This window comes from Desulfosarcina sp. (assembly GCF_055467485.1).
Genome location: NZ_JBUOIV010000093.1, coordinates 1 through 11427, shown reverse-complemented (window position 1 = coordinate 11427; position 11427 = coordinate 1). Strand labels below are relative to the sequence as shown.

10 protein-coding genes are annotated in these 11427 nt (G+C 59.3%); 7 read left to right on the top strand and 3 right to left on the bottom strand.

Going from position 1 to position 11427, the window contains the following annotated elements; all coding sequences use genetic code 11:
* The 4 genes from ACZCED_RS23770 to ACZCED_RS23755 all read left to right on the top strand — a co-directional run.
* Window positions 1–1090, top strand: a 1090-nt coding sequence (locus tag ACZCED_RS23770; protein WP_464861944.1) for a metallophosphoesterase family protein, incomplete at its 5' end; no start/stop codon positions are given.
* Window positions 1091–1093: 3 nt separating this feature from the next.
* Window positions 1094–3559, top strand: coding sequence for an AAA family ATPase (locus tag ACZCED_RS23765; RefSeq protein WP_464861943.1), 2466 nt, complete (start codon window positions 1094–1096; stop codon window positions 3557–3559).
* A complete protein-coding gene (locus ACZCED_RS23760; protein WP_462968808.1) occupies window positions 3550–4716 on the top strand; it encodes a pyridoxal phosphate-dependent aminotransferase in 1167 nt (388 codons plus the stop codon). The genes ACZCED_RS23765 and ACZCED_RS23760 overlap by 10 nt, the downstream gene beginning before the upstream one ends.
* 17 nt (window positions 4717–4733) lie before the next feature.
* Window positions 4734–5774, top strand: a complete 1041-nt coding sequence (locus ACZCED_RS23755) for a zinc-dependent alcohol dehydrogenase family protein (RefSeq protein ID WP_462968809.1) — start codon at window positions 4734–4736, stop codon at window positions 5772–5774.
* 560 nt (window positions 5775–6334) lie between these two features.
* On the opposite strand, the gene ACZCED_RS23750 is transcribed toward ACZCED_RS23755, so the two are convergent.
* Together ACZCED_RS23750 and ACZCED_RS23745 are read right to left on the bottom strand one after the other, a co-directional pair.
* On the bottom strand, window positions 6335–6457 hold the full coding sequence (locus ACZCED_RS23750) for a hypothetical protein (protein ID WP_462968810.1): 123 nt from the start codon (window positions 6455–6457) through the stop codon (window positions 6335–6337).
* Window positions 6458–6636: 179 nt separating this feature from the next.
* A complete protein-coding gene (locus ACZCED_RS23745) occupies window positions 6637–7347 on the bottom strand; it encodes a LolA family protein (protein ID WP_464861942.1) in 711 nt (236 codons plus the stop codon).
* A gap of 318 nt (window positions 7348–7665) precedes the next feature.
* On the opposite strand from ACZCED_RS23745, the gene ACZCED_RS23740 reads away from it, so the two are divergent.
* The 3 genes from ACZCED_RS23740 (at window position 7666) to ACZCED_RS23730 (ending at window position 10425) form a co-directional block, all read left to right on the top strand.
* A complete protein-coding gene (locus ACZCED_RS23740) occupies window positions 7666–8031 on the top strand; it encodes a GxxExxY protein (protein ID WP_462968812.1) in 366 nt (121 codons plus the stop codon).
* Between the two features lie 268 nt (window positions 8032–8299).
* Window positions 8300–9097 carry an aldo/keto reductase gene (locus ACZCED_RS23735; protein WP_462968813.1) on the top strand — a complete coding sequence of 266 codons (798 nt, stop codon included), beginning with the start codon at window positions 8300–8302 and terminating at the stop codon, window positions 9095–9097.
* 92 nt (window positions 9098–9189) lie between these two features.
* Entirely contained in the window at window positions 9190–10425 is a 1236-nt protein-coding gene (locus ACZCED_RS23730; protein WP_464861941.1) for an aminotransferase class V-fold PLP-dependent enzyme, read from the top strand.
* A gap of 734 nt (window positions 10426–11159) precedes the next feature.
* On the opposite strand, the gene ACZCED_RS23725 is transcribed toward ACZCED_RS23730, so the two are convergent.
* A partial coding sequence (locus ACZCED_RS23725) for a hypothetical protein (RefSeq protein WP_464861940.1) occupies window positions 11160–11427 on the bottom strand: 268 nt, incomplete at its 5' end.

Genomic DNA, 11427 nt, shown 5'->3' with positions numbered 1-11427 from the left:
CCTGTTCCATACCGGTCAAATTCTTCCCCGGACGTTCGCCAGAACCATCGACACCCTGCACCCCCTCAAAGCGGCCGGTATCCCGTGTATTGCCATCGAAGGCAACCATGACTGGATTCACCGGCGCAACACGATCTCCTGGATGGAAGCCCTTTCGGAAATGGGCTATATCCGCCTGCTGCGCCCGGGGCGCACCGAAGACGGCGGCTATCGTTTCGATCCTTTCGATGAGAAGACCGGAGCGGGGGGGCATATTGAAATCGGCGGCGTGAACATATACGGCCTGGGGTACATCGGCGCCCAGGCGGCAAGCCATGTGGAGCGAATCTGCGACGCGGTGGCCACGGCCAACAACCTGCTGCTTTTCCATGTCGGCATCTGGACCTACTCGCCGGTCGAGATCGGCAACATGAAGATCGAGGACGCCCACCCCCTGGCCGAAACATTCAGTTACGTCGCCCTCGGCCACGGCCACAAGCCGTACGCGATCGAGACCCCGGAAGGAAAGCGATACGCATACAACCCGGGGGCTCCGGAGCGGGTCAACTTCGGCGAGGAAAAGTACGACAAGGGGTATTATCTCGTTTCCGTCGAGGACGGCCGGTTCTCTCCCGCGTTCAGGCCGACCCGTCCCCGGCCGATGCTGGTCGAGACGGTTGATCTGGACGGGGCGCAGGATGCGGATGGCGCCCTGGCCCGCTTCCGGGAGCAGGTCGCGGCAAGGCTGGCCGGACAGGCCGGGGGGCGGGCACCCCTGGTCGAACTGAAGCTGTCCGGGCGGGTCGGGTTCCATCCTTTCGAACTGGGGCGGGAACGCCTGCGGCTGGCGCTCGACGAGTTTGCTGCGCCATTGCACGTGGAAATCAAAAACCATCTTTCCCTGGTTGCCCGGATTGGCGGGGAGGAGGTCGTCAAGAAGTCCCTTGCCGAGATCGAAAGGGATGTGCTGCATGAACTGATCGGGGCCCACAGTGCCTACCAGGGCCGTGAAGCGGAGCTGGCCCGCTTGGCGCTGTCCATCCGCGACCTGGTGCTGAAGGGGGATGTCGGGGATGACGAACTGCTCGGGCTTTTCCCGGAGGAGGCCTGACCCATGCAAATCCTCTCCGTTTCCCTGAAGAACATTAAAGCCCACCGCGACAAGGAGCTGCATTTCGTCAGCGGGATCAACGTCCTTTCCGGCGCCAACGGGGTCGGCAAAAGCACGATTTTCGAGGCCATCGGCTACGCCCTGTTCGGTGTCGACGCCCGGGACTTTGTCGGCAATGTCGAGCGGTTCATCACCATCGGCGAAAAGAAGGGAGAAATAGCCGTCACCTTTGCCGCGGATGATGGTGACACCTACCGCGTATCCCGCAGCGTCGGGGCCGGGTCCAGATGGCTGCTGGCCAGGGAGACCGGCGGCGCCTTCGAGGTTGAGGACCATGCCGGCGCAACGGAAACGGAGTCGCGGATCAAGGCGCTGCTGAAGCTCGAGAGCGGCCGCTCCCTGGCCGATCAATACAAACTCGTGATCGGTCCCTTCCAGAACGATTTTCTCGGCCCCTTTGTCCTCAGGCAGCCGACCCGGCGCCAGGACGCCTTCGACGAAATTCTCGGCATCGACGCCTGGCGTAAAACCTATAAGGGCACCAGCACCCTGCTGGCGGCAGTCAAAAACAGGATCGACCTGCTGAGCGTCGAGATAGAAGGCAAACAGGAACAGGTTGCCGTCCTGCCCGAACGGGAAAAAGAACTGGCCGGCCTGGTTGCCGACGCTGAAAACCGCAAGCAGGCGCTTTCCGCCAGGGAAAAGGAACTGGCGGCGTCCGAAAAACAGCTGGCCCTGCTGGACGGACAGGAGAAGATGGCCCATGCCGTCAAATCGGAGATCCAGGTGCTTGAAAGCCGTATCCGTGACGGGGAAGGCAAGATCGCCGACAAGCAGAAAAGGGTCGAGGAAGCCGAACGGGCCCTTGAGGCCCTTGAAAAAAGCCGGCCCGGAAAGCAGGCCTTCGAGGCGGCTGAAGCCGATCTCAGATCCCTGCGGGACAAGGAGAAGCAGCGACGGGAGCTCGAAAAGGAGATCACCGCGCTGGACAAGGAAAGCGCGCGCCTTGCCCAGGCGCTTGAGCACGAAACGGTTGAAGTCGAAAAAACCGGCAAACGGCTTGCCGACGAGGAAAAACAGCTCGAAGAAAGCCAAAAAAGCCTGGTTGCCGATACCCGCCTGTCGACGGCGGCGGCCCGCCTGCCGGTGCTGAGAAAAAAAGAGGAAGCACTCCGCTCGACCCAGGGGCTCATCGAAGGAAGGCGGGCCGGGCTGCAGGAGGGCAGGGAAAAGCTGGCCGAAGGGGTCTGCCCGTTTTTCAGGGAACCGTGCAAAAATATAGCCGGCAAAGCACCGCGCGATGTTTTCAGCGCAAGGGTGGCCGAACTGGACAAGGACGGCCTCGACCTGGGCAGGCAACTGGACGGGCTGAGCCGGGAGATCGCGGCGGCCGAGAACGCCCGGCAGGAGCTGGAGGCGCTCAAGATCAAAGCGCAGGTGGTCGACAAGCAGTGCAACGCGCTGTCCGAACGGCGCAGGGAAAACGACGACCGCAGGCGTGCGCTCGAGGGGATCCGGAAGCAGCAGGAGGAAGCAGAGAAAAGGGCCCTGGCCCGTAAAGCGGATTTGGGCAACTACCGCGACCTGGACAGGGAAATAGCAAGGGTCGACAAATTGAGGACCGGGCACCAGGCGGCCAGGGATGCCTTCTTTGCCAACCGCAAGGACGCCGGGGAACTGGACGCCCGGCGTGAATCCCTGAAGCAGATGGCGGGGCTTTTAGCGGAGTTGAAACAGTCGCTGGCCGCCAAGCGAAGCGAACAGGTCAAGCTGGAAACCGATTATGATTCAACGCGCCACGCGACGGTCCGCCTGGTAAAGGATCAGCTGGTGGCCGAGGTTGCCGCGATCCGGCAGAAAGCCGCTGATCTCGACAAGGACCGCCTGCGCCTGGAGGCGGAGATCAACCGGATGAACCGCATAAAAGCGGAGATCAAGGCCCGGCTGGCGGAAAAGAAACGCGTGGCCGGCAAGGAAGCGGTGGTGAGATTTTTGCGAAGCCGGATATTCAACAACGTTTCGGCGCAGCTCTCGGAGCGGTTCCGCGAAGAGATAAGCATACGGGCGGACCGTATTTACCGCAACATCGCCGAAACCGATGAAGAGCTGCACTGGGGCGACAAGTACCAGATTGTCCTGCGCGACATGCACGATGGGGCGCTGCGGGAGCGGACCGATGACCAGCTGTCCGGCGGGCAGACGATGAGTGCCGTCGTGGCCCTGCGGCTGGCCCTGCTCCAGACCATCGGCGCCAAGGTCGCTTTTTTCGATGAACCGACGTCCAACCTCGATGCCGACCGCCGGGCCAATCTTGCCCATGCCTTCCGTGCCATCGACGTGGGGCGCGAAGAAGTGACCGAGCACTGGTACGACCAGCTCTTCCTGATCAGCCACGATGTGGCCTTTACCGAAGTGACGGACCAGGTCATTTCCCTTGACGACCACGACAGGAACCCATCATGCCATTGAAACCGATCAATACCTACATTCAAGACATGCCGCGCTCGGGGATAAGGCGGATCATGGATTCGGCCACCGCGCCCGACATGCTGCACCTGGAGGTGGGCCAGCCCAATTTTGCCACCCCCGCGCCCATCCTCCGCGCCGCCTGCGAAGCGATCATGGATCCGCAGGGCCGCTATACGCGCTATACGCCGAATATGGGGTATGCTGCGCTGCGGGAGAAGATGGCGGCCAAGCTGAAAGCGGAAAACGGCATCCGGACATCACCGGAGCGGATCCTGGTGACCCCCGGTTCCAATTACGGCATCATGATCGCCCTGTCCGTGCTGCTGAATCCGCAAGACGAGGTGCTGGCGCCCGACCCGGGGTATGTCAACTACGCCGCCCTGCCGCCGCAGTTTGGCTGTACGGTCGCCAGGTATCCGCTCCGCGAGTCGGATGGGTTCGCCCCGCGCATCGAATCCATTGCCGCCTGCATCACACCGGCAACCAAGGTGATCGTCCACAACTCGCCGTCGAATCCCACCGGTGCGGTATGCCCGGAATCGTTCGTCGGGGATCTGGTGGCGCTGGCCCGGGAAAAAGACCTGTATGTCCTGTCCGACGAGGCCTACGAACATATCGTGTTCGAGGGCCGGCACGTCAGCCCGGCCCGGTTCGATACCGACGGACACGTCATCAGCATTTTCAGCGTTTCGAAAAGCTATTCCATGACCGGCTGGCGCCTGGGTTACGTGGTCGCCAGCGAACCCATTGCACGGGCCCTGGAAAAGCAGCAGGAACTGTGCGTGTCGTGTGCGCCGTCCATCTCCCAGAAAGCGGCCGAAGCGGCCCTGTCGCTGGACCGCGGCTACATCGACGAAATGGTGGAGCAGTATCGCACGCGCCGCGATATGGCCCTGAAAATCCTGAAACGGCACGGCCTGTTTCGCTATACCCCCCAGGGCGCGTTTTACCTGCTCGTCGATATTTCCGCCACCGGCATGGATTCCAATACCTTTGCCGACCGGCTCCTGGAGGAACGGCGGGTGGCGGTTGCCCCCGGTGCTACCTTCGGCCCGTCGGCGGAACGGTATATCCGGGTCAGCATGGCCACCGAGGACCCCGTTCTGGTTGAAGGGCTCGAAAAAATCTGCGATTACATCAACACCCAAACCATTTAACGACAGGAATGAAAACGATGAAAGCTGTTGTATACCGAGAATTCGCCACCCTGCCGGCCGTCGAGACGGTTCCCGACCCCGCCCCCCGATCCCACGGCGTGGTCCTGCGGGTGATGGCAACCGGATTGTGCCGCAGCGACTGGCACGGCTGGATGGGACACGACTCCGATATTACCCTGCCCCACGTACCCGGACACGAGATCGCCGGCATTGTCGAGGCGGTCGGCAGGGATGTGCGGCATTGGCGCGCCGGCGACCGGGTCACCCTGCCGTTCGTGTGTGGCTGCGGCGGCTGCCCCCAATGTATTTCCGGCAACCACCAGGTGTGCGACCACCAGTTTCAGCCCGGGTTCACCAACTGGGGATCGTTTGCCGAGTTCGTGGCCATTGACCATGCGGACATCAACCTGGTGCGCCTGCCCGACAGCCTCGATTTCGTGATCGCGGCAAGCCTGGGCTGCCGGTTCGTCACCTCGTTCCGTGCGCTGGTGGCCCAGGCCAACGTCAGTGCCGGGCAGTGGGTGGCCGTTCACGGCTGCGGCGGCGTCGGGCTGTCTGCGATCATGATCGCCACCGCCCTGGGCGCCAATGTGGTGGCCATCGACATCGACGATGACAAGCTTGCGCTGGCCCGGTCAATCGGCGCCATTGAAACCGTCAACGCCAGGCAGAAAAAGGATGTGGTAGAAGGCGTCATGGACCTCACCCAAGGCGGCGCCCACGTCTCGATCGATGCCCTGGGCAGCCCGGACACCTGTTTCAATTCCATTGCCAACCTGCGCAAACGCGGCAAGCATGTCCAGGTGGGGTTGATGCTCGGCGACCATACCTGCCCGTCCGTGCCCATGGCAACCGTGATTGCCAAGGAGCTCGAGATCTTCGGCAGCCACGGCATCCAGGCCCATGAATACCCGGCCGTACTGGCCATGATCCGAACGGGCAAGCTGCGTCCGGAAAAATTGATCGGCAAGACCATCCGCCTGGACCAGTCGCCGAAAGAACTGGCCGACATGAACAACTTTTCCGGAACCGGGGTTACGGTGATCGATCGCTTTTAGGAGGGCCGCTCAGGCCGGCAGAGCGGACAGGGAAAAGGGTTGCTGCCGGGCATCGGTCATGCCGTGGCGCCGTGCTTCATTGCGTTCGTGACGCTGCTTTTGCGGGCGGTACGGCGAGAACGTCAACCCGGAAGCGACGCCCTCAACCGGGCCGGCCGTTTCCGGTCCGGCGTCGGAATTTCATCGGGCCGCGCGGGGAGCCATGGCGCGGCTGCGCCTGTAGCCGCACAGGCTGCAGCTCAGGTACTTATTCTGATCGGCGGCTTCTGCAAGGCAGGTCCGGTAATACCGGCACCAAAAGTTGCGTAGATAGTCTGTCGGACTGGCACCGATGACATGCATCGGAAAGAGCGGCCTTCTTCTCATGAGAATTCCCCTTATGCGTTGACCCGCCTGGCATCACCCTTCCCGTCGCGACGCAGAACCGGTCAATTGTTGGCAGTGCCGGGGTTTACGTTCGGCTCAACCGGCAGCCTGGCAATTACCTGAAAAAGCATGATCCGTGCCACGATTGACGCGTTTACTCGGGTTCAAGGAGAATGCGATGCAAATAAGAAAGGTTATGCGGGTTTGGGGTCGGCAGGACCGCCGGTCAATGAGAAGCGGTTGAACAGGGGCAGGCCTGAATCGTATTCGATTGAGAAGATTGGGTAATAAAGGATGGGAAAAATAGGTTCGATCATCGCCCCCTCCCCGCGCTTTGCCGCGGGGAGGGGGCGATCCCGGTATGCTGCGCCTTGCCCGATCCGGCATCCGTGGTGCCGATTGCTCATCGCAGGGTCGCCGATAAAGCAGGGGTGAGAGATCAGGAAGTAAACCGGAACGCCGGCCCGGCCCGAACGATACTGTCCGCGGGTGGCGGCTAATTGGCGCTCTGCTTCTGCTTGAGCATCTTCATGACCTGCTCCATCTGCTCCGGCGTCAGGGTCTTGCCGGAGGTGCCCATGGCGCCCAGGCCGGCGTTCATTTCGCGATAGTCGGACGGGACGACAAACAATTGCGGATCCTGCCGGGCGACGACGATGTTGGTGTATTCGATCTCGATATCCTGACGGACGCCGCTGTCGCTGGCCGTTCCCTCAAAACGCACGGGGATGTTCTGCCTGTTCAGCCAGGCAAATCCTGAAAAGGTGTCTTCTCCCTTGTCGGTGGACTCGATCTTGTACCGGGTGGTCTTCTGCCCGTTGACCGTCTCCGTGCCCATTTCGGTCATTTTGAGCTCGCCGTCGCGGATCATCTGATCCGGGCTCTTCCTGGCGCGCGGGTCCGGGTTGGCCATGACCATCTTCTGGTCGGGCATCAGCGTCCACATCTTGTCGTTTTCGCGGTCGTTGATGATGGCCGTCTTACGGCCGAAACTGGTGATCTCCCGCCGCTCCTTCCCCTTGACGGAATAGATCTTCCCCTGGATGACATGGGGCTGGGTCGTGCCGGCCTGCTTGATGGTCATGGTCATGTCGGCCGAGAACTCCGCTTTCGGCGCAGGGAATTTGTCCATGGCGCCGGCAGATGCCGCCAGGGCCAGGATGATGGTTGCGAAAAAAGCTGTTTTTATCGGTATGTGCATGTTCATCGGATGCCCTCCATCTTGAATCGAGCCAATGGTTGTCGATGCGAATAACAAAAAATAGGCATTCGGCCGGCAAAATCAATTTTACCGGTTACCGCATTCGTATTTAAGCGTTTGACATCCCCTTGATGTTTCAATAAAAATCATATCGGGATAATTCTCTTTTGAAACCACGGAACACACAGAATACACTGAAATATTTTTAATCTCTTTTTCCGTGTCCTCCGTGTATTCCGTGGCTAACAAAGGCAACGACAGTCAGCGGCCTCAAACCAACAGACCATGAAGCCACAGAACACGCGGAACACGCAGAAGGACTTCTTGTTTCCGGAAGAAAGCTATGCCCTCCGGGGTGCGATCTTCGAGGTATACCGTGAAATGGGATGCGGGTTCTTAGAAGCGGTGTATCAGGAGTGCATGGAAAAGGAACTGCGACTCAGGCGGATTCCATTTGTTGCCCAACAGGAATTGAAACTGAGTTACAAGGGCGACGCCCTTGAGCGGACCTACCAGCCGGATCTAATCTGCTATGAATCGATCATCCTGGAACTCAAGGCGGTGAAAACAATTTGTGATGAACACCGCGCCCAGCTTCACAATTACCTGAAGGCGACAGGAATGAAGCTTGGCCTTCTGGTCAACTTCGGACATTACCCGAAAGTGGAAATCGAACGGATTGTTAAATAAACCACGGAACACACGGAATACGCGGAAAGAGCGTTTGATAGGAAAAAAAAGAGATGTTGCCCGTAGAGCTGTTTTGGGCGTTTGAAGTGAAGTTCAATGATCACCACTGACCAAAAGGGCATAAAACCACGGAATACACAGAACACACAGAATTTTTTTGAATTTATTTTCCGTGTATTCTGTGTATTCCGTGGTTAAAAAAGTTTATGTCATTTCTTCTTCAGGGTCTTCCCTGTGTTCCGTGGTCAATGAAGGAAAGGAGATCCGGATGCCATTTCCCACGCCAGCCACCCTCGGCCGCACCCACCTCAAGGTCGGCCGGCTGGGGATTTCATCGAGCTTCGGTGCGCCGGCCGCCGCCTACGAGGAGGCCTTCGAACGCGGCTGCAACTACTTCACCTGGGGCACCTTCATCCGGGGCCGCTCCGGTCCCATGCGCGCGGCCATCCGCAATATTACAGCAAACGGCAGGCGCAACGACCTGGTGGTCGGCATGCTCACCTATGCCCACCACGCCTGGCTCACCGAGCATTTTTTCGTCAAGGGCCTCGATGCCGCCGGTCTGGAGTACGCCGACGTGCTTCTGCTGGGATGGTTTCCCAGGCGACCGCCGCAGAAGGTCATCGACGGGGCGCTCAAACTCAAGGAAAAGGGCCTGGTGCGCTTCATCGGCCTGACCAGTCACAACCGCAAATTATTCCCTGAACTGGCCCGGGAAGGTCTTTTCGATGTCTTTCACATCCGCTACAACGCCGCCCACCGGGGTGCGGAAACCGAAACCTTTCCCCATCTTGCCGGCGACGACCGCCCCGGTGTGGTCAGTTTCACGGCCACGGACTGGCGCAAACTTCTTGGAAAAAGAAAGCTGCCGCCCGGCGAAACGCCGCTGACCGCCGGCGAATGCTATCGCTTCGTGCTGTCCCATCCGGCAGTGGATGTGTGCATGATGGGGGCGAAAAGCATCGGGCAGATGAGAGAGAACCTGGCGGTGCTGGATCAGGGGCCGTTGGCGGCGGAAGAGATGGAACGGGTGCGGAAGATCGGCAAACTGGTTTATGGGAAATGAAAACCACGGACCGAAAAGGGCGTGGTTAAAAAAAATGGTGTCCTTTCTTCTTCAGTGTCCTTCGCGTTTTCGATCGTTGAAAAGGAAATAAAATGAACTTGGATATAGACTTCGTCCGTGCCCAGTACCCGGTTTTCTCCAACTCCGGCACCGCCCGCTGGGCGATGTTCGAAAACGCCGGCGGTTCCTACGTTCCCAGCCAGGTGGTCGACCGCCTCCACCACTTTTTCCAGTATACCAAGGTCCAGCCCTACGGCCCCTTCGAGACCTCCATCGAGGCCGGCGAACAGATGGAAGCCGGTTACCGGGCCATGGCCGGCCTGCTGGGCTGCGACCCGGACGAGCTGACCCTGGGACCGTCCACCACCATGAATTTCTACGTCCTGGCCCAGGCGATCCGGCCCCTGCTCAAACCTGGTGACGAGATTATCGTCACCAACCAGGACCACGAGGCCAATATCGGGTGCTGGCAGCGGCTGGCGGAGTTCGGCGCGGTCGTCAGGGAATGGCGGATCGATCCGCAGACCGGCGAGCTGGCCATCGAGGATCTCAAATCCCTGGTGAACAAACGGACCCGGCTGGTCTGCTTTACCCTCTGCTCCAACATCGTGGGCACGATGAACGACTACAAGGCCGTCTGCGATATGGCCCACGCGGTCGGGGCGCTGGCCATCGGTGACGGGGTCTCCTTTGCGCCCCACCGGGTGCTGGACATCAACGCCAGCGGGCTGGATCTGTACCTGTTCTCCACCTACAAAACCTTCGGGACCCACATCGGGGTCATGTGGGGCGCGCCGTCCGTGCTCGACACGCTCGAACCCCAAGGCCACTATTTCAATCGCGATCTGCCGCACTACCGGCTCAACCCGGCCGGGCCGCTGCACGCCGAGATCGCAGCGCTGGCCGGCATCCAAGCCTACATCGATGCGCTTTACGCGCACCATTTCGATGATGCCAGGCTCGATTTCCACGCACGGTCCGCCCGCGTCTTCGATCTTTTCGCCGAACACGAAACCGTCCAGGCCAACCGGATATTAGCGGCGATCCGTGCCATTCCCGGCGCCCGGATCATGGGGCAGAAGCAGGCCGGGATCAGTTCGCGGGCTGCGACCATCGCTTTTACGATAGCGGGAATGCGTTCCAGCGATGTCGTCAAACGCCTGGTGGAAAAGGATATCGCCGTGCGCAACGGGCATTTTTACGCGCTGCGCTGCCTCGAGGCGCTGGGAATTCATGATGCGGCGGACGGAATAATTCGGATCAGTTTGGTGCATTACAATTCGGTTGAGGATGTGGACCGGTTGGTGGAGGGATTGGGAAGGTTGTAAGGTTTCAAAAAAATCAATCATAGGCTTGATCGACAGCCATTTAAAAAGTTTGGGCTTCTTGACGCAATCATGGCGTACGTAAAGGTCAAAAGCAGACTTGACAACTTTATATACCGGGATATTTCTTTTTTGGAACCACGGAACACACGGAACTCACAGAAAGAGCGCTTGCTGGAGAAAAAAGATGCCGACCGAGGTGCTCTCTTTGCCAGCCTCGATCGAAAAGTGGACGGATCTGAATTAAAAGATCGGAAACCACGGAACACACAGAATACACTGAAATATTTTTAATCTCTTTTTCCGTGTCCTCCGTGTATTCCGTGGTTAAAAAAATCGCATGAACCTGGACGTGGAATGGAAGTAACCGTTTTTGTTTGACAGGTGCCGGGATCATTTTACTATAGGATACATACGGTCACGCATAAACGCAGCTATCCATGATATTCGTTTTGAGGTCACAGCGGTGGAACAGCAACATGACAAACGACGCAGCCCATCCAGGCGCTCCGGAGTCGATCGTCGCAGAATCGATCCGCCCATGTACACCGGCGTCGAGAGACGAATCGATCCTTACTGTCGAAGCGGCGAGGACAGAAGGGAGGCCAACGCCTCTTGGATCGAAATGCAGCCCAGATGCGTTAGATAGCGTCTTCCGGGATCCTTCGCACACCAGCGCCCCGCAAGCGGGGTTTTCGCTTCGCGTCACCAGGCGAAGCGGGTGAGGCCGCGCATTTTCAAGGAGGGGCAGACCTCCGTAAAATTGCCGCGCTGTTCATACGGCGCAAGGGTTTCTGCTGCCTGGGGATCAGGCCTTCCCCGGCCAGGTATTCATGGATCTTTTGGGGGGAGAATTTTATCATATTTTTAGACAGTTTGTGGATTCGGAATCCCTGCCGGGCCAGGTCCTCCATCTCCGGATACAAAAATCGGCGCATCCTGGCAGAAGCCGCCAGGATGACCGTACCTGCACCTTCCGCTTTTCTTTTCTTTTCGATGCGTTTG

Bases quoted from the DNA above. Each gene is read 5' to 3' on its own strand.
- ACZCED_RS23750 (WP_462968810.1), bottom strand. From the start codon at position 6,457: ATGATCGAACCTATTTTTCCCATCCTTTATTACCCAATCTTCTCAATC.
- ACZCED_RS23735 (WP_462968813.1), top strand. From the start codon at position 8,300: ATGCCATTTCCCACGCCAGCCACCCTCGGCCGCACCCACCTCAAGGTC.
- ACZCED_RS23755 (WP_462968809.1), top strand. From the start codon at position 4,734: ATGAAAGCTGTTGTATACCGAGAATTCGCCACCCTGCCGGCCGTCGAG.
- ACZCED_RS23765 (WP_464861943.1), top strand. From the start codon at position 1,094: ATGCAAATCCTCTCCGTTTCCCTGAAGAACATTAAAGCCCACCGCGAC.
- ACZCED_RS23730 (WP_464861941.1), top strand. From the start codon at position 9,190: ATGAACTTGGATATAGACTTCGTCCGTGCCCAGTACCCGGTTTTCTCC.
- ACZCED_RS23760 (WP_462968808.1), top strand. From the start codon at position 3,550: ATGCCATTGAAACCGATCAATACCTACATTCAAGACATGCCGCGCTCG.
- ACZCED_RS23745 (WP_464861942.1), bottom strand. From the start codon at position 7,347: ATGAACATGCACATACCGATAAAAACAGCTTTTTTCGCAACCATCATC.